This window comes from Leptospira langatensis (assembly GCF_004770615.1).
Taxonomy (GTDB): domain Bacteria; phylum Spirochaetota; class Leptospiria; order Leptospirales; family Leptospiraceae; genus Leptospira_B; species Leptospira_B langatensis.
Genome location: NZ_RQER01000001.1, coordinates 150419 through 168307 on the forward strand (window position 1 = coordinate 150419; position 17889 = coordinate 168307).

The 17889-nt window shown below is 45.3% G+C and carries 21 protein-coding genes; 14 read left to right on the top strand and 7 right to left on the bottom strand.

Annotation, left to right across the window (positions count from 1 at the left end; translation table 11 throughout):
• Nucleotides 1-3: 3 nt before the first annotated feature.
• The 3 genes from EHO57_RS00600 to EHO57_RS00610 are packed head-to-tail and all read right to left on the bottom strand — an operon-like array spanning nucleotide 4 to nucleotide 1722.
• A complete protein-coding gene (locus EHO57_RS00600) occupies nucleotides 4-891 on the bottom strand; it encodes an alpha/beta fold hydrolase (RefSeq protein WP_135646850.1) in 888 nt (295 codons plus the stop codon).
• Nucleotides 888-1379 (bottom strand): SRPBCC domain-containing protein, encoded by a 492-nt coding sequence (locus tag EHO57_RS00605; RefSeq protein WP_135646851.1) that lies wholly within the window; start codon nucleotides 1377-1379, stop codon nucleotides 888-890. Before EHO57_RS00605 ends, EHO57_RS00600 begins: the two co-directional genes overlap by 4 nt.
• A gap of 4 nt (nucleotides 1380-1383) precedes the next feature.
• Nucleotides 1384-1722 carry an ArsR/SmtB family transcription factor gene (locus tag EHO57_RS00610; RefSeq protein WP_135646852.1) on the bottom strand — a complete coding sequence of 113 codons (339 nt, stop codon included), beginning with the start codon at nucleotides 1720-1722 and terminating at the stop codon, nucleotides 1384-1386.
• Nucleotides 1723-1870: 148 nt separating this feature from the next.
• On the opposite strand from EHO57_RS00610, the gene EHO57_RS00615 reads away from it, so the two are divergent.
• The 4 genes from EHO57_RS00615 to EHO57_RS00630 all read left to right on the top strand — a co-directional run bounded on the left by EHO57_RS00615 (nucleotide 1871) and on the right by EHO57_RS00630 (nucleotide 6557).
• Nucleotides 1871-2251: a DoxX family protein gene (locus EHO57_RS00615; RefSeq protein ID WP_135646853.1), complete on the top strand. Its 381-nt coding sequence runs from the start codon at nucleotides 1871-1873 to the stop codon at nucleotides 2249-2251.
• A 249-nt stretch (nucleotides 2252-2500) separates the two neighbouring features.
• Nucleotides 2501-2890, top strand: coding sequence for a DUF1304 domain-containing protein (locus EHO57_RS00620; protein ID WP_135646854.1), 390 nt, complete (start codon nucleotides 2501-2503; stop codon nucleotides 2888-2890).
• A gap of 129 nt (nucleotides 2891-3019) precedes the next feature.
• Nucleotides 3020-3688, top strand: a complete 669-nt coding sequence (locus tag EHO57_RS00625) for a cysteine hydrolase family protein (RefSeq protein WP_135646855.1) — start codon at nucleotides 3020-3022, stop codon at nucleotides 3686-3688.
• 232 nt (nucleotides 3689-3920) lie between these two features.
• A complete protein-coding gene (locus EHO57_RS00630; protein ID WP_135646856.1) occupies nucleotides 3921-6557 on the top strand; it encodes a SpoIIE family protein phosphatase in 2637 nt (878 codons plus the stop codon).
• Here EHO57_RS00630 and EHO57_RS00635 read toward each other — a convergent pair.
• From EHO57_RS00635 to EHO57_RS00645, 3 genes are all read right to left on the bottom strand, one after another.
• Nucleotides 6554-8149 (bottom strand): HEAT repeat domain-containing protein, encoded by a 1596-nt coding sequence (locus EHO57_RS00635; RefSeq protein ID WP_135646857.1) that lies wholly within the window; start codon nucleotides 8147-8149, stop codon nucleotides 6554-6556. The genes EHO57_RS00630 and EHO57_RS00635 overlap by 4 nt on opposite strands.
• A gap of 10 nt (nucleotides 8150-8159) precedes the next feature.
• On the bottom strand, nucleotides 8160-8837 hold the full coding sequence (locus EHO57_RS00640) for a hypothetical protein (RefSeq protein WP_135646858.1): 678 nt from the start codon (nucleotides 8835-8837) through the stop codon (nucleotides 8160-8162).
• An 85-nt stretch (nucleotides 8838-8922) separates the two neighbouring features.
• Entirely contained in the window at nucleotides 8923-10197 is a 1275-nt protein-coding gene (locus EHO57_RS00645) for a hypothetical protein (protein ID WP_135646859.1), read from the bottom strand.
• 325 nt (nucleotides 10198-10522) lie between these two features.
• Between EHO57_RS00645 and EHO57_RS00650 the strand changes: the two genes are divergently transcribed.
• Both EHO57_RS00650 and EHO57_RS00655 read left to right on the top strand, forming a co-directional pair.
• A complete protein-coding gene (locus EHO57_RS00650; RefSeq protein ID WP_135646860.1) occupies nucleotides 10523-11572 on the top strand; it encodes a questin oxidase family protein in 1050 nt (349 codons plus the stop codon).
• Between the two features lie 11 nt (nucleotides 11573-11583).
• Nucleotides 11584-12096: a hypothetical protein gene (locus EHO57_RS00655; protein ID WP_135646861.1), complete on the top strand. Its 513-nt coding sequence runs from the start codon at nucleotides 11584-11586 to the stop codon at nucleotides 12094-12096.
• A 13-nt stretch (nucleotides 12097-12109) separates the two neighbouring features.
• On the opposite strand, the gene EHO57_RS00660 is transcribed toward EHO57_RS00655, so the two are convergent.
• Nucleotides 12110-12862 (bottom strand): helix-turn-helix transcriptional regulator, encoded by a 753-nt coding sequence (locus EHO57_RS00660; RefSeq protein ID WP_135646862.1) that lies wholly within the window; start codon nucleotides 12860-12862, stop codon nucleotides 12110-12112.
• Between the two features lie 149 nt (nucleotides 12863-13011).
• Between EHO57_RS00660 and dapA the strand changes: the two genes are divergently transcribed.
• From dapA to EHO57_RS00700, 8 genes are read left to right on the top strand one after another with little or no spacing between them, the layout of a single operon-like run.
• Entirely contained in the window at nucleotides 13012-13896 is an 885-nt protein-coding gene (gene dapA, locus EHO57_RS00665) for a 4-hydroxy-tetrahydrodipicolinate synthase (protein ID WP_135646863.1), read from the top strand.
• A 10-nt stretch (nucleotides 13897-13906) separates the two neighbouring features.
• The gene (gene dapB, locus EHO57_RS00670; protein WP_135646864.1) at nucleotides 13907-14713 is read left to right on the top strand and encodes a 4-hydroxy-tetrahydrodipicolinate reductase; all 807 of its coding nucleotides are present in this window, start codon (nucleotides 13907-13909) and stop codon (nucleotides 14711-14713) included.
• 8 nt (nucleotides 14714-14721) lie between these two features.
• Nucleotides 14722-15552: a diadenylate cyclase CdaA gene (gene cdaA / locus EHO57_RS00675; RefSeq protein WP_135646865.1), complete on the top strand. Its 831-nt coding sequence runs from the start codon at nucleotides 14722-14724 to the stop codon at nucleotides 15550-15552.
• The gene (locus EHO57_RS00680; RefSeq protein ID WP_135646866.1) at nucleotides 15545-16606 is read left to right on the top strand and encodes a YbbR-like domain-containing protein; all 1062 of its coding nucleotides are present in this window, start codon (nucleotides 15545-15547) and stop codon (nucleotides 16604-16606) included. Before cdaA ends, EHO57_RS00680 begins: the two co-directional genes overlap by 8 nt.
• Nucleotides 16603-16983 (top strand): holo-ACP synthase, encoded by a 381-nt coding sequence (acpS, locus tag EHO57_RS00685; protein WP_135588971.1) that lies wholly within the window; start codon nucleotides 16603-16605, stop codon nucleotides 16981-16983. Before EHO57_RS00680 ends, acpS begins: the two co-directional genes overlap by 4 nt.
• 2 nt (nucleotides 16984-16985) lie before the next feature.
• Nucleotides 16986-17207: a tetratricopeptide repeat protein gene (locus EHO57_RS00690; protein WP_135646867.1), complete on the top strand. Its 222-nt coding sequence runs from the start codon at nucleotides 16986-16988 to the stop codon at nucleotides 17205-17207.
• A gap of 10 nt (nucleotides 17208-17217) precedes the next feature.
• Nucleotides 17218-17601 (top strand): bactofilin family protein, encoded by a 384-nt coding sequence (locus tag EHO57_RS00695; RefSeq protein WP_135646868.1) that lies wholly within the window; start codon nucleotides 17218-17220, stop codon nucleotides 17599-17601.
• A gap of 22 nt (nucleotides 17602-17623) precedes the next feature.
• The gene (locus EHO57_RS00700) at nucleotides 17624-17884 is read left to right on the top strand and encodes a hypothetical protein (protein WP_210410062.1); all 261 of its coding nucleotides are present in this window, start codon (nucleotides 17624-17626) and stop codon (nucleotides 17882-17884) included.
• Nucleotides 17885-17889: the final 5 nt, after the last annotated feature.

The following is a 17889-nucleotide window of genomic DNA, read 5'->3' on the forward strand; positions in this document are numbered from 1 at the left end:
AGATCAAGGAGTATCTAAAAAGTCCTCGATCAAGGCAGCGCTTAATTCCGGGTAACGGCTCGGCTTGGGAGAAGATAAGCTCTCTCCTAAATATTCCCCATGTCCTCCCGGAAGGATGATCAGTCTAGCTTTGGGGATCAGGCGGATCAATTCTGCCGCGTGTTCCGGCCTAACTATGTCTTGGTCCCCGAGGATCACTAAGGTAGAAGCCTTTATGGAACGGACATTTTGATCGCTTACGTCCTTGAAATTCGCCATTCTGTCCACGTCCTTCTCGAACATGATCTTTAATTTCTGAGGGTCCGGATTCACTTTCAAGAAGGCATCCTTGAGGGGTTGAGGCATCTCCGAAAAGGAAGGATTCTTGAAGATGGACCAAAATTGGGGAGGGGTCCCGGATCTTTTTGTGATAGAGGATCCGAATACCAACTTGCGGACAAGGTTCGGATGGCGAATGGCAACCTCTAAACCGACGCTTGCACCATTACTAAAACCTAATATATCTACTTTCTCTATTTTCAGATATTTGAGAAGGGAAACCACATCCTCTGCGGAAGTATCGAATCGAACCGGTTTGTTTCTATCTCCCGATCTTCCGTGTGCTTGTTCTTCGAGAGCGATTACTTTTCTATGTTTGGCGAAAATGGGAAGTACCTTGCCGTAGCTTACTTCTATGGTGGAGCCTCCTCCATTCAGAAGAACGAGAGGGATCCCTTCCTCTTTTCCATGAACTTCGTAGTAGAGTTGGATCCCATTAATGGGTGCATAGCCTTGTTCCTTAGGCTCCGAATGAAAAGAAGGTACATTCTCTCGTAGAGTGAAAGGTGCGCTTGCACAAGATGCGACCAAACTAATGATCGCAATGCCAATGAAGTAACGAATTGTTTTCATGAGAGTTTTCCTTCTTCTTGTTTGTTTAAGAATGCCTCTATCTTTACTAAATGTTCCATGGTGCCGTTCTTTCTGGAGAGGACCCCTTGTTCTCCGGGAGTTCCATCCAAGAAGGCGACCTGCTCCGTAAAGATAAGCCTAGTTTTTTTAGGACCGATCTCTTCGATCTCGATACTTGCGATAGAGCTAGATAGGATCTTTCCGTTCATGTGCATATCGTAATCGAATACGATCCTTTCGTTCTTAATGATATCATGGAAATGGGCAGTGAATAGGGTCTCTAGAGTGCCTCCAAAGTTCCCATGAAGGATCTCCCTTCCCCCCACTTTAAAATCCAATTCTCTTTTGATAAGAACCCAATCTCTGGGGCCTATAAACCAATGCGACTTGGCTTCGGTGCTGGCCCAGGCTGAAAAAACAAGCTCCGGAGTATGATTGTACGTCTTCTCAATTTGGAAGGACTCATGTGCGATCTTGGTCTTTACCATCTTATCATTTCCTCTCTTTCTCTAACCGGTCTAAATACTCGTCCAACCGATCTAGATTTCTTTCCCAGAACTTTCTTCTTTGGGAGAGCCAACTTTCCATCGCCTTAAAGGAGCGAGGCTCCACTTGGCAGGAGCGGACCCTACCTACCTTTTGGGTCTTGATCAGTCCGCTCTCTTCCAAGATCTGAATATGCTGCACTACGGCTGCCATACTCATATTCAATGGACTTGCAAGCTCGCTCACTGAGGCTTTCTTCTTACTCAATTGCTCGATCATACCTCTACGAGTAGGATCGGAAAGGGCGTAAAAGATTCGATCTAAGGAAGATGAATAGTTAAGCATTTGCTTTAGTTATTCCGTTTTTAAAAAATAGTCAAGCATTTGCTTAACTATTGATGGAAAAATATTTTACTGATTATCCTATGATAATGACAGAGGCTCGGGTCTTGGAGTATCCTAAGGGAAATTTACTGGATACAGAGGTTTATTTATGGAGTTTCTCCCTTTAGTCGGAAGGATCTTATTTGCGGCGATTTTTGTTTTGGCCGGTCCTGGGCATTTTTCCTCGGAAAGGATTTCCCATGCTTCGGACCTGGGAGTTCCCTTTGCAGCCATTCTAGTTCCCTTCTCCGGAGTGCTTGCGTTTGTTGGAGGCTTGAGTGTGATCCTGGGTTACAAGGCGAAATTGGGGGCCCTTCTTCTCGTTTTGTTCTTGGTCCCGGTTACCTTGATGATGCACCAGTTCTGGGGAATTTCCGATCCCGTCCAGGTGCATGTACAGAGAGCGATGTTTATCAAAAACATCTCTCTTTTGGGAGGGGCAATCTGGATCGTTTATTTTGGTTCCGGGCCATATAGCATTCGGGAATGATTTACAAACATTCGATGAATAAAGATTAACAAATGATCAGATGTATTTGGGGATCTAGGGTCCACCTTCTGGGTCATTGCTCTTCTATTCTCTGAGTGAAATTCTTTCTTTACTGTGACAGAAAGTGGAACAAATTCCAAGTAGGAAATATTTTTATCGAAGGCCTTCGGAAGAGATAAATCTTTACAAGAGAATGCTCGTTTGGTAGAAACTTCTCGAACCTAATTTTATAGAGTTAAGGAGAGAGGGATGATCTTAGCAGCCAGGATATTAGCCGCAATTGTCGGTTTGCTTCATGTTTGGATCTTTATAATGGAGAGCATTCTATGGATGAAGCCTACCATCTATCGTCGCTTTGGAGTGTCCGATAGCAAACTAGCGGAGGCTATGAAAGGAGTATTCTTAAACCAGGGCTTTTATAATTTGTTTCTGGCAGTAGGCGCTCTGTATGGTGCGGCCTTCTATGAGATCCATGTTTGCTATGCACCTGCAATCATGGCATTCTCTTGTCTTTCTGTATTCGGAGCAGGAACGGTGCTACTAGTCTCCAAGCCAAGTATGGCGAGAGCTGCGATCATCCAAGGACTTCCTCCTTTGATCGCTTTGGTGTTGATCGCTCTTTCTATGTCCGGTCAATAGTAGGATCTGCAAAGGATCGTTCTATAAGTCTTTGTATTAGAACGATCCTTCTTCTTATAGATATATCTCTCTGTCTTTACCTGTTTCTAAAAGAAGTGACTAAATCGAAAGAAATTGTAGATTTTGTCTATGATCCGATTTCTGTTCCTTCTTTTTCTATCCTTTAGTCTAATTCATTTTCCCACAAATCCATTAAGAGCCGAAGGAAAACCTTCTTTGGATCTCACTAAAACTGCTGTCCTAATCATGGACTACCAGAATGCGATCGTAGGCGGTGGGTATGTAAAGAACCCGGATGCCTTTCTCGGAAAGGCGGCGCAAATCCTAAGCTTGGCCAGAAAGACGGGAGTCCCGGTCATCTATATCGTTGTAGGGTTTCGTCCCGGTTTTCCGGAAGTGAGCCCGAATAATATAATGTTCGGCGTGATCAAGAAGAACGGAGGATTAGGAAAGGATCCGAAAGCTTTGGATATCCATCCTTCTGTTTCTCCTCAGGCCGATGATATCGTTGTCACCAAACATAGAGTAGGCGCCTTTCTTGGTACGGATCTTGACATGATCCTAAGGGCGAGAGGGATCGATACGATCGTAATGATGGGAGTTGCAACGAGCGGTGTGGTCCTCTCCACTCTACGTTATGCGTCCGATGCGGACTACAGGAATGTAGTGATCAAGGATCTTTGCTCGGATCGGGACCCTCAAGTGCATCAGATCTTAACGGAGAAGATCTTTCCTAGACAGGCGGATGTGATTACCTCTGACGACTTTATAGAGATACTTGTGGGAGTTCCAAAATAATTCCTTCCGTTGGGATAGAACCATAATTCCGATTTTAGATACGAAGTTGTAACCTTCTTCCCGAAATTTTGCTTGTATGAATTTTAGAAAAATCGAGTATTAAAATGTAATAAACGTAATTCGAAAAGAACAAACGTAGCATCCGTTGAAATGAAAATCCCTAACACTGTTTATACGATCGCTTCGAACATGTTAGTCTGAAAAATCATTTCATATAAAAGGGAAGCTTGTGATGTTTCACCGTTTCGGTACTATTTTCGGATCTCAGTTTGCAATACACGTTCTAGTTTCTTATATTCCAGACAAACTTAGGGTCTTTCCTGAAAACGCTCTACTTCGGAGCGTTTTCTTTTTTATCTTCCTTCTTCCTTCTATTCTAACTGCCGAAGGGATCCAGAGAATTTCGTCCTTCGATACGATCACTCGTTTGGATTCGAATGCGGATCATTCTTGGGAGATCACAGAAGAGTCTCTAGATCCCCAAGAGTATTCTCGAGCATTCTTAAGGGGGGAAGATACCGGGATCCGCACGGATCGATACAATGTTCCCGGAGTGCACCAAGCAAGTAAGGAAGAGGTGCAGAAAGTATATATTATCAAGAAATTTATCGCTCCGGAGACTTGGACTGCGCCCGGACTTTCCGTGCGTTTGGGAACTCTTTCCGACAAGGACAAGACATATCTAAATGGAAGGCTGATCGGAGAAACGGGGGACATGAATTCTACCGAGCCCCAGGCATACGACAAGGTCCGGATCTACGAGTTCCCTTCTTCTATTATCCGAAAAGGAGAAATGAACATCCTCGTTATAGAAGTGAAGAAATACTTCCATCCTGAGGTCGGGATAGAGCAGGACCGGACGGAGATCGGGGACACTCAGCTGATCGAACAGGATTATTATAGATCCGAATATACTAAGATCGCTCTTTTGATGATCTATTTCACTGTGGCCTCTTATTTTCTGTTCTTGTTTGTAAGAAGGAGGACTGACACAGAAAATCTATATTTCGGGCTCTTTACCATTTTCCTGGTCTTGTATCAGTTTTTGAGAAATCAGATCAAATACGATCTTGGGATCTCCTTCTTGTACATGAAGAAAACGGAATATATTATTCTGACTGCCCTGATCCCCGTATTTGCGAACTTCGTTCGTGCCTATTTCAAATTTCCTCGGAATATCTATGCGAATCTTTTGGACGGGGTCTATGGCATATTTGTGATCTTCTATCTCGTTTCGAACGATGTGCTCCTATACAATAAACTGAATAATTTCGGGGTCCAGTTCGGTTGGTCCCTCTATATTATACTTGTTTTCTATTATTTAATTGGTCGCATCCTGAAAAAGGACAAGGATGCGATCCTGATCTTGGCGGGAGTTGCAGTCGTTGGACTATCTACGATCTTGGATTCTTTGTCGAACCGGAATATTTTCGTTTTTCCTAGAACGGTCGGATATACATTCTTCTTCTTTGTGATCAGTATTGCTACCATACTCGCGAACAAATTCGTGCGATTGAACGAACAGGTAGAGGAGTTGAATGAGCACCTGGAGCATAAGGTAGAGGAGAGGACCCAGGAGCTGAATGAATCCTTGGCTCATGTGAATAAGCTAAAAACGCAGCAGGATGGGGATTACTTTCTGACTTCTCTATTGATACAGCCTCTGTTCACGAACCAAAATGAGAGTTCTAAACTGAAGATAGACTTCTTCTCCAAACAGAAGAAATCCATTCTGTTCAAGAACAAACAATATGAAATAGGCGGAGATATCAGTATCGCGGGGAATATTTCTATCCGAGGGGAAAAGCATTCCGTATTCGTAAACGGAGATGCCATGGGAAAATCCATCCAAGGCGCGGGCGGTGCCCTGGTGATGGGAACCGTATTCCAATCCTTGCTCAGTCGTACCAATCGGAACGGTGGGCATACTAGATCTCCCGAGTCTTGGCTCAAGGAATCCTTCTTGGAATTGCAAAGTATCTTTGAGTCTTTCGACGGTTCCATGTACATTTCCGTAGTGATAGGGCTTTTGAACGAGAGGACGGGAGGATTGCATTATATCAATGCGGAACATCCTTGGCCCGTTCTATATAGAGATGCACAGGCCAGCTTCCTGGATAACGAGATGTCTTTGCGCAAGATAGGAATACCCGGGAACGAGAATGGTTTCGAAGTCAGGTTCTTTCAATTAAGAAAGCATGATGTTCTGATCCTAGGATCCGACGGGAAGGACGATCTATTGATCGGAAACGACGATCGGGGAAGGATCGTAAACGAGGACGAGACCAGATTCCTAAAAACAGTCGAACTTGCCGAAGGAGATCTGGAGAAGATCTACAATGAGACATTGAAGTTCGGGGAGCTCACGGATGATTTTACCCTGCTTCGCTTAGAGTATTTGGTGGAACCTCAGATCGAGAGTGTTTCTCTCCAAGATGTTTTACAAAAAGCAGGAACTCTATTTAAGGAAAAATCCTACGATTCGGCTACGGAATACTTGGAGAAGTATGCGAATCATTTCCCGGACCAGGAAGAATTCTTTCTTTTGCTCGGTAAATCCTATTTGAAACGAAAAGAATACGCGCTCGCCGCTAAGAATTTTGAAAAGGCAGCCGATCTAAATCCGAAACGGATCGAATCTCAGTATTACGCTTCTTATGGGAATAAGCTTAACAAGGATTTCCAAAAGGCGGAACACTTCGGAAAGATTACCTACCGATTGGATTCCAATCTGCTGCCCAATTTAGTGAACTTGGCGGATATTTACAAAAACTTAAACAAATCCGAAGACGCTAAGCAATTCGTGCAAAAGGCCAAACAGATCGATCCGAATCATCCTAGCGTATTGAGGCTCGCCGATATATTCTAAGAATGGTTCTTCTTCTTGGTTTCCAAGCGAAACCAGTTGATCCATTCGTTCTTCGAAGAATATTTCAATCCGGTGATGGATCTCAAGGCAGAAACGACTAACTTTCTATTTCTCTGGACCTTCTCATCTTCTAACAATGAAATGAGCGTCGGGATACTTTCCGGATCTTTCTTGCCTGCCAACTGAGAGACAGCGACCTGATGTAGATTCCAGTTATTGCTTACCGCATATTTTTCTAAGATCTTTGTGGATTCGGATCCTTTGATAGAAGCGATCGCAGCCAAGGTCATCGGAGCCAGATCCGGAAAATCTTCGGTCTTCTTGTCCAATAGAGCCAAGGATTTCGGAGAAGCTACCATTCCTAAACTTTCGGAGGCGATCTTTGCGAGCTTTTGGTCTTTGGAGGCACAAGCTTCTTCGATATAAGGCAATGCTTCTTCGGAACCGATCGCTCCTAAGGCCCATACCGCTCCATATTTCGCCTCACTTGTATCTTCTCTTAAGACCTTAGCCAACACAGGAATACTTTTCTTGTCTCCTAGATACCCTAAGGCTTGCGCGACTATTTCTCTGTCGGGTACTGTTTGATCCAATAAGACCTGCTCCATCTTCTCTCTTGCGGGAAGATACTTGATCCTTCCTAATACATGCGACGCCGGTCCCTTGGAGATTCCGGGGCCCTTTGCGAGTATATCTAACAAACGCCCAGGAGTAGAAGGGTCATGCACGCCTATTAGCACATCCGCAGCTCTATAGCGGATCTCTCTATTCGGATTTTCTAAAATAGGTAGGACTAAGGGAATCGAACGAGGATCCTTGATATCTACAAGAGCCTGGGTCGAATTTTCCCTTCCTTTATCGAAATCGCCTTGCAGAGCTTTTACAAGAAGAGGCACGGCTTTCTTGCTCCCGATATTTCCTAAGGCCAAATAAGAAGCAGCAAGGGTTGGGCCGGGTTCGGCCGAACCAGCTAACCCGATCAGATATTCTTCCGATTCCTTTATATTCAATTTTCCTAATGCCATAGCAAAGGTCTTGGCTTTTTCAAAGTCCTTGTTCGCTTTTGCCGCGTTTAGAATGGCCGCCCCGGATTGTCTAGCATGGATCCTTACCAAAGTATCCACCGCCAAGAGTCTTAGGGTAGAGCTCTCGTCGCTGAGCAGAGTGGCGACTTGATTTCCCGCACTTGGATCTTCCATTCTGGAAATGGATTCTAATACGGTTTCCATATCCACTCCCGATTTGGGATGGAGTAGTTTTAGGATCTCTGCTAACGAAGATCTATCCTTCCAGATCCCCAAGGCAAGGACTGCGGGAGCCTTGGTCAGAGGCTCTTTTCCGGAACGAAGGATTTCTCTGGCAATGGGGATAAACCTTCTCTCATTTCGCTTGGCAAGTTCCAAGAGAGCCAAGGATCTTAATCTAGGATTTTCTCCTTTGAGATCGGATTCCAATTTTTCCAGACTAGGCGGTTCTTCTTCCTGTATTTCAGGTAAGAGATCCGGTTTTGGAGGCCCCATGCATCCGATCTCCAGCAAGACCAGAAAGGAGAAAAGGTATTTCATAAAAATAGAATATTTGTTTTGTTTCATTGTGAATATTTCAAGGAACGGAAGAAGATGCCTGTTGCAACTGTTGCAGTTCTTTTTGCCACGCGGAAATATCGTTATTTGCCTGAGGCAGTTGAGAAGGATCCATTTTTCCCTGTTGGATGGCATAATGCACTAATTGGATCCTGGATTCTAACTCGGAGATCTTGTATGCAAAGTAGGCCTTTTGTTCTTCGGGAGAAACGTTTGGATCTCCGGATCGGGTCGGAGCAGAACCTGGTTGGGCATATTTTCCCGCATTTCTGGCGAGAGCGAATTTAGACTCCGCAGAAGTTACCTTGTCCAGTCTCTCTCTTGCCTTCTTCTCATCTTCTTGGCTGAGAGGAGGACGAAATTCCCGGGGGATATAAATATTGCGAGGGTATCTTACCGCAAAGTCCGCCCATTCATCCTTGATCTTCTCTCGCTCCGCTTGGGTCTTTCTTTCTTGAAACGCAGAGGGCCAGAGACGTTTTGCGTGTTGTTCTAGGTCCGGATCTTCCTGGAAGGGATGGGGTGCGTCCGGAAACTCCATATTGCTGGATCCGTATTTGCGATCCACTGCCTCGGAGGCTTCCTCCTCTAGGCTGGGGGATTTGCGATCCTTCTCCGGCCAAAGAAGAATAGAAAAACATAATATAACAAGGAGGCTTAATAATAGCCAAGGCCAGTATCGACGAATAAATTGCATTAGATCATTGATAGAATTAGTTCAGGAGAAGAATTCTCCGTGTGCCCGAGTCTTGCGACTCGGGCTGGGATGAGATCCGAGATCCTTATACGAAGATCCCGATAACCCAGGAAATGAATTGTCCGAACAGAGTATCCGTTAGGAATTTTTTCAAGTCGATCGGGTTGCGGTTCAAGGAATCGTAATACCAAGCGGTATATTCGCTCACTTGCGCGATCGAATATCCGTATTTGGAGTTGATTGCCTTGATCAATTCGTTCGCGAATACGGAATGTCCGTACATGTTTGGATGCACTCCGTCCAATCCAAAGATACCAGGTTGACCAGGAAGAGGCCAGTTTGCCTTTGCATATCCCGGGCTATAGCCGGATGGGCTCTTGATCAATCTTCCGTTCTCTTTCAGATCGTCGAAAAGGACTTTCAAGTCAGCCAATGCGAATCCCATTGCGACTGCTTGCGCTTTAACCTCATTGTTCACGCCAGTTAAGAAATTCGTAATGGTCGCTACTTCCGTTTTATCCAATACTTGAGAAGGATCAGAAACGGAGGAACGGAAGAATGCCTTAAGTCCGGAATAATTCGCTCTTCCTTGTGGATCCGTATAGTTTTCCAAGAAAGCGATTGCGGTTACGTTTGGAACGGTGAATAGGACTCCACCCTTGATGGATCCGATCGCCGCTAGTTTAGACATGGTGGACCGGATATCATTCAAGAATCTAGTTTGGTCCAAACAGTCTGTAGAAGTGCTAAGAGCTGTGCAAAGAACGTGGTTTGCAGCAACCGTTCCGAAAAGGAAGGTAGGCTTCACTGCTTGCATGACTTGCAACTGGGTTCCCGAGTTTCTCAGACCGAATTGGTGGAATTTATCAGGAGTTTCACAATCAGGAACTTGCACCCAACGATATGTATACCAGTACCAAGTCGCCCAGTACCATTCTTTGGCCCAAGTTGTCGCGTTGATATTGGAACATTGACCGGAAGTTTGCAATACAGTAGTATAATCCGCGCCGGTGATCCCCGCATGAGTCGGAAGACTTACTGTAGCTCCGTTCCCGCCTATCACAGAGGATGCGATGCAGAATACGCCGCAATTTCCGTTCAATACGTCTTCGAAGTTTAGGTACGGTCCAGCTAACACGTTATAGGAAACGTTAGAGCCAGCTTGCTTAGAAACTAAAACAGGGTAGGCCCAGTTTTGAGTTTTTGCCTCTACCGTAGCTCCGTAGAAGCCTTGGCTGAGTGAGTCGCCGATCACTCCGGGTCTTGCGAACATTTGCGCTTGGCTTTGTGCAGCCAGCGACGATGCAGATACAATTAAGAAAATCCCGCCCAGGACTTTCCAAAAGTTTCGATTGTTCATTTTTTAAAATGTTACTCCACTCTCTATTGAAGGAGATCTTTTTCTTCTCTTCGAGCCAAAGATTAGAAATGAGTGAGATTCAGTCAATATCCAATTGAAAAAGTGAATTTTCTTTATTGAACATTCGTAATATTACATTGAAAGAATCTTTACTGAACAATGTTAGTATTACAAAGTCTTCTTATGGTTTGATATCTAATTATATTTTTATAATATAGTTGGCATGACTTTTTGTCCCTCGAGTGATCATTTATTTATTTTGCTTTTTGGCGATCGTAGCAAGATCTTACAATCGTTAGAATGCGATCTATGATACGGTATTTCCATGATCGAAACCTCTTACAATTCTTTGGATGAAGCCTTAGGGGAATTGCTTCCCTATTCCACGGAGCTCAAGAACGGGCTTACAAGCCATGCCACAATGGTAGCAGAAGCGCTCTGTGCCTTGGGCAAACAAGAAGAAGTAATTCCTTGGATACAAAACTATATTCTGGGGATGGAGAAGAAGCCTCCCGCTCAAGAGGTCATTACCGATGAGAATTGGAAGGGGGCCCTCGGAAAGACAGCGCGTAACACCGATTGGGTGCTCTTCTTTGAAAAGGAATTAGAACATGCTTCGTGGAAGGAGGTCCTGAATGTCTGGGTAGATCGACTTTCTCCCGGGTTTTGTGCAGATGCAACCCATGGGATCATTCGTGTTGGCCACGCAGTTCGTAGTCTATCGCATTCGGAAAGCGAGATCAGGATCCGTGAATTTGCAGAAGCCTTAGGAAGATGGGCTTGTACATACCAGGTGCTTCCGGATCAAAGAACGAACCCTCTTTTCATAGGCAGGCCTAGGGCTGCGATCTCAAAAGTCCGGATCGTTCCGAAAGAATTCAGAAAATATAATGGAACCATCGTCTCTGCTCTGGAAGACCTCGATCAGGATCCTAATTTTAGCTCGGTGATCAGTATGGTGGATCTGAGTGGGGATATAGGAGCAAGTATCTCCGAAATGACTTCCGTATTTGCGAATGTATTCCTGGAGAATGCACATGATACGTTGGGTGCGATCGTTTTCACTCACGGGGTTACAAGTCTCGTCGCATTTCGTCATCTTCTTCCTTTTTTGGCGGAGGATACCAAGAGAAAGACCTTGGAGTATGCCTGGCAATCTTCCTGTTCTTTGTATGTAAGCTTTGGGGATCCGATCCCATTCCAAGCAAAGGAAAAGAAGATCCTGGATCGGGAGACCTTGATCGATATGGCAGTACGGAACGGGGACGAGCATACGATCAAATTGACCGAAGCTTGTTTGGTGGAGAATGAGATCCATCCGGATCCGGTCTATTTCTTAGCGTCAGAAAGAGCCTGTCAGTTGCTGAAGGCCTAAAGGAATCATCTATGTTAGATCGTTTGCAAAGAGGACTTCTTTCCTGGTTCGGATCTATGCTTATGTTCGGAGGAGTCTTACGGATCATTTCCTCGTTCCGATCGGATTGGGGATTTTTAAGCCAGAGGGAATTTTACGGGATCATAGATGTCTGTCTGTTCTTTGGCATCATCGGTTTTTATTCCAAGGTACGGCCAAGGTGGATCAGTTTAGGTTTCTTGGGATTTTCGTTCGCTGTCTTCTCTACCGCATTGCTTGTAAGCAGGCTTTGGATCCGTTACGAAACCGATCCGTATTTTATTTCTGCAGGGATCCTATTGATCGGTTTTATTCTGATGACAGGGGCCGCTTGGAAAAGGAAACAGATCTCTAAGCTTCCGTTCCTTCTTTTTACGATCTCTTTGGCCCTAGGAATAGTGGGGAGTCTCGGATTTGCCGTTCCATTCTTCTATCTCTTATCCGGAGTGAGCTTCGGGTTAGGCGCCTTCTTTGCCGGATACTTCTCTCAATATCATATTTATTGAATATAGAGAACGTTTAGAAGAAATGGAATTTAGTTTTAGGATTCAAGAAGAGAGAAGGCGGAAATCCGTATGTCTTCTTAAAAGAATTGGAGAAGTGTGCCGAGTCGTAGAAGCCGGCGCTTTGCGCGGCCTCGGTGAGATTCTCTCCGTTTGCAATGGCAAGGGCGGCAGCCTTTACTCTTTGCCAAGTCCTGAACTCACTGAGAGAGATCCCGGAGGCTTCTTTAAATAAATGCTCTAATCTCGACACGGAAAGTCCTGCAAGAATTGCGAGTTCTTCCGTGCTTATATTCTCCGAAAGATCTTCGGAAACCTTCTCCACAACGGCGGAGATCCTTGGGTCCATTTTTCTAGGAGTGAAATTTGCCGGGATCAGTCGGTCCAACTCTTCTAATAATTCCTTCTGCTTGTCGGTGTCGGAGTCTGTTTCTTGCAGAAGTATCGAGATATTTCTAAAAGCATTCTCTAAGAGCACAGGTTCGATCTGTATTCTTGCCGCTTTCGGATCAGGTAGGAACTTATGAACGTCTTGGGTCTCTATGCTCATAGCGGAGATGAGATCGTTCTTTGCATCGATCTGGACCTGGAGTCCTTGGGGAACCAAAACGGATCTACAGATCTTCCAGTCTCCTTCCGGCTCCTCCGCAATCCGGAAATTTTCCGAGCTTAAGCTGCAGATCAGATAGGCGGAACGTTCCGAATGAAAGGAGAGATGTTCCAATCTTCCGATAAAAAGGGATCTGGAATTCCAAACGAAGATTTTCAATGTAAGGCCAAAGCTTCCGGGATTCGTCTTCTTGTCTTTAATCTGCCAGGTGGCAATTTACAAGAATCAACTCATTCCACTTCTGTTCCAACCGGAATCCTGAGAGAAAGAGGTTGCCAAATCGCCCAGGGATCAGGAATTTACATATTATGTTTCAAGGCGTTTTTACGGCCATTATTACCCCCTTCCGGAACGGAAAAATCGATTACGATTCTTATTTTTCCCTTTTGGACAAGCAGATCCAGGCAAGGGTAAGCGGAGTGGTGCCTTGCGGTACAACCGGCGAATCTCCCACTCTTTCCCACGAAGAACACGCGGAACTGATCCGCGAAACCGTGAAACATGTAAAGAAGCGTATCTTGGTCGTGGCGGGAACCGGTTCGAATTCCACTCGTGAAGCTGTCGAACTGACGGAGGCTGCTTGCAAGGATGGAGTGGACGGGATCTTACAGGTCAATCCGTACTATAACAAGCCTACGCAAGAAGGTCTTTATCTTCATTTTAAGGAAGTCGCGGATCATTCTTCCGTGCCGGTGATGCTGTACAATATTCCCGGAAGGACCTCCGTGAATCTATTGCCGGAGACTGTGTTACGTCTTTCCGAACATCCTAAGATCCGTTCCATGAAAGAAGCTACTGGAGATCTGGGCCAGATGGCAAAGTTGATCTCCTTGGTGGGAGACAAGATGACTGTTCTTTCCGGAGACGATAATTTGACGCTTCCACTACTTTCTGTGGGAGGGAAGGGAGTTGTTTCCGTGATCTCCAATATCTTTCCGGAAAGTTTGGTGAAACTTGTGGAATCTTTTCAGAAGGGAGATCTGGCTACGGCACAAAAGATCCATTATGATTTTCTGGACTTCTTCTCTCTTGCATTCTTGGAAACGAATCCGATCCCGATCAAGGCAGTCATGCATTGGAACGGATACTCTTCTGCGGAGATCCGTTTGCCTATGACTACTCTGACCCCGGGAGCCGGAGCGGATAAGTTGAAAAAAACCGTATCCGATCTAGTCGCAAAAGGTTATAAATAAGGAAGTCGTTTTGTCCCGTAAGAATCGCGTAGCAGTCATAGGAGCCTCCGGAAGAATGGGGAAGGCAATCATCCAAGTGCTTTCCCAATCTAAACTTTCTGAACTCTCCGCGAGTGTTGTCAGCAAGGGCTCCGTGTATTTAGGTTTGGATTCCGGTTTGCATTCCGGGCTCAAGCAAAATGAGATCTTATTCTCAGACGATCTTACAAAAGCGATCTCGGACGCGGACACTGTAATCGACTTCTCCATTCGGGAAGCTCTTCCGGAAGTATTAGAATATTGTAAAGCTTCTAAGAAGCCGGTCGTCGTGGGAACTACCGGTCTTGACGAGACTCATAAAGATCTATTGAGAGAAACTTCTAAGTCTATTCCTATCGTATATTCCCCGAATATGTCTATCGGAGTGAATCTTCTGTTCAAGCTGACGGAGATCGCGGCAAAGGTAATGGGGGATCTGGCGGATATTGAGATACTGGATATCCATCATCGTCATAAGAAAGATGCTCCTTCCGGAACTGCGGAGAAGTTAAAAAACATTCTTTTGGAAACCTTGGGCCGTACTGAGTCCAATATTGTACACGGAAGACAGGGGCTCCTATCCGAAAGGGATCCGAAAGAGATCGCAATTCATACGTTCCGAGCGGGAGAAGTGATCGGGGATCATACAGTGTATTTCTTCACTCCGGAAGAAAGAGTGGAGATCACTCATAAGGCGCAGGACAGAAAGACATTCGCAGTCGGTTCCGTAAAAGCCGCAGAGTTCTTGGTCGGAAGAGAAAAAGGACTCTATGATATGCTCTCCGTTCTAGGGTTATAGGAACTTCTATGGGTTTTTTTAAGAATATTACCCTGTTCCAAAGCGATAAGTTCGGGATCAATGTGATCCTGGATATTCTTATCGTAAGCTTTCTTATCTATCAATTTTATTCTACGATCCGAAGAACCAGAGGAGTTCAGCTTCTTTTAGGTATAGGACTGATCTGGGTCTTGGGGATCTTTGCGCAGTATCTGGAATTCGAGTTATTGGACTGGATCATAGATAATATCCGTCCAGCTCTCGTGTTCGCCATCATCGTTCTATTGCAACCGGAACTTCGTAAGATCACGGGAGACATGGCGAGACTCCGGCTATTCCGACCTTTCTTGCTGAAGACTGCAACGGATCTGGACGAGATCGTAGAGGCGGCCAAGATCATGGCCCGCAATAAGACGGGTTCACTCATTGCGATCGTTCGAGAGCATAGTCTCAAGGATATTGCGGAGCAGGCAGTGCAGTTGGATGCGATCCTTTCTACGAGCCTTCTTCTTACCATCTTCAAGAAGAATACCGCATTGCATGACGGTGCCGTTATCATCGAACAGAACAGGATCGCTTGTGCCGGTGCCTTCTTGCCGATGGCTACGAACCTGGATGATGCCAGAATGGGTGCAAGACACCGAGCTGCACTCGGGATCGCCGAAGAATCCGACGCGGTCATAGTGGTCACTTCCGAAGAGACCGGAGAGATCTCTGTGTGTCACGACGGAGAAATGATCCATCCGGTCAAACCGATCGAGCTCAAGAACCTATTGAATACGATACTTCAGGAGAAGAAGGCGGGTCCTTCCTCGGAGAAAAAATCAGAATTAGAGGAAAAGGAGGAGCCGAATGTTTAAGCTTCTCCTGAATAACTGGCAGGCAAAGCTGGGATCCGTTCTTCTTGCTACATTATTCTATATTAATTTACAAAATTCTAAAATTCTTGTGAGGGAGACCAATATCAAGATCGAATACCCCAAACTTACCGGAGGAATGAGTGTAGCTAAGGGCTCCGATACTACCTTTCCCGTAAAGGTAGAAGGGGTAAGGGACTATGTGAACTTCTATACTCCTTCCTTAAAGGCGTACGTGAATCCTGCCGAACTCCATCCTGGGGAAAATATGGTAAGTATTACCCGCATTGGTGGGATACCTGCCGGGCTCAGGGTCACTCGCTTAAAAGAAAAGGTCAAGATCATTGTAGAGTCCAATGTGAGCCGGGTTTTGGTATTGGAGCCAAAGTTCCATGGAGATCCCCCGAAGGATTATATAAAATCCTCTCATTTCGTTTCGCCTGCAAGTCTGGTTGTCGTTGGAAATCATTCGGAATTTGATAAATTGGGAAGAATGAACTATCTTCCTCAGATTTCTCTGGCGGATAAAACGAAAACATTTACTCAGAAATTTAAGGTTCCCGATCTTCCTGCCGGATTAAGGTATAGGGATAATATCAAAGAAGTTTCCGTAACTGTGAATATAGTCGCAGACTCTTCCACTCCGGGAGAAAGCATTGTCTTAGGGGTTCCAGTCAGATGCGATAACTTGGATAAAAATCTCGAAGCCGAGTTTTCCGAGCAGGAAGTTTCCGTAAAATTGAAATCTAAAACTCCTCTACGGAGCATACAGATCATCAAGGGTCTTTCCGCGAGAGTGGTTTGCGCTAATAAGTACGACCCTAAGACAAAGAAAATTCTTCCGGATAATAAACCGGTCATGACAAAGGTTCGATTAGAAAAAGATCTCAAAACCTTAAAGTCCGTCGAGATCCAGGGGATATTCCCGGACCGAATCTCCATCTTTTATAGGATCCGCCCGGATCTGAACCAAACAGGAGATGGCACCGAGGATGGAAGCGACGGAAGCAGTGATCCAAATTCCGAAGAGCCGCTACCGGAACCAGAGGAAGAATGAAGATCAGTGTAGGGAATGATATCGTAGAAAATTCCAGGATCAAAGATCTTTTAGACAAGCATGGGGAAAGATTTTTGAAGAGGGTATATTCCGAGACAGAGATCGCATACTGTTCCGGAAGAAAGGATCCAGTTCCTCATCTCAGTGGCAGATTTTGCGTGAAAGAAGCCTTTATTAAGGCCATAGAAGCGGGAGATCATGTGATCCTGGACATGAGGGAAATCGAACTTTTCGGAAAGGATTTCGGAAAAAAAGAATTGGTACTTCACGGAAAATCCAAAGAATTGTTCCTCGAGAAAGGCTATAGCGGAGTTTCCGTTTCTATCAGTCACGCGGAGAATTATTCGACCGCAATAGTTGTTCTCTATAAGGAGTGACCATGGTTACCGAATCTTTTAAGGAAACTCTGAAGTTTTACAACGAAGGCCTGCAGCTGTATAAGAACAGAAAGTTCAAAGAGGCTTGGGAATTATTCAAGAAGGCAGTGGAGATCACTCCGAACGACGGACCTTCTAAAAAATATATAGGACGCTGCGAAGCGTTTATCGCGAATCCTCCTCCCGAAGACTGGGATGGCGTATTCGAGATGAAAACAAAATAACCCGCATATCATGTCAAAAAAAGCAACAACCGCCCCGAAACAACAACGCACCATTACGGAATACGGAACCATTTCGACGATCCTAGGGAGAGAGACCTCTTTCTCAGGGATCCTGAATTTCAGAAAACCCTTGGAGATCTCCGGAGAATTCGAAGGAGAGATAGAATCCGAAGGATTCCTATTAGTGAGCGAGGGGGCTCGGGTCCGTGCCAATATCAAGGCCGGAACTGTGATCGTAGGCGGTGAGATCACCGGGAATGTGATCGCTACCCAGCGCCTGGAAATGCTTCCAAGCGGTAAGGTAAACGGAAACATCAAGACTGCTAAGTTACAGATCGCTGACGGAGTCATCTTCCAAGGGAACTGCGAGATGATCCTGCCTAATAAGGATTGACCCCTCGGTCCAAACTGGAAAATTGGTATCTGCCAGCCCGAAACGACCTATGAACGGTGGAAAAGCGGGAAAAATCGCATTAGCTATCTTTCTGGGAGCCTTGGCCGGAGCCGTAGTCGGCGTCATTATCGACCGCATTTTTGGGGTCAATTTCCTCTCCGTCTACCTCTTACAAGAACCGGTTCGGCTGGAACTTTACGTAATTAAAGTCGAAGCACAAGTTACCCCTGCGAGTCTTATCGGACTTGTGGCGACATTGTTCTTCGTACTAAAAAAGGGGTAAACAAC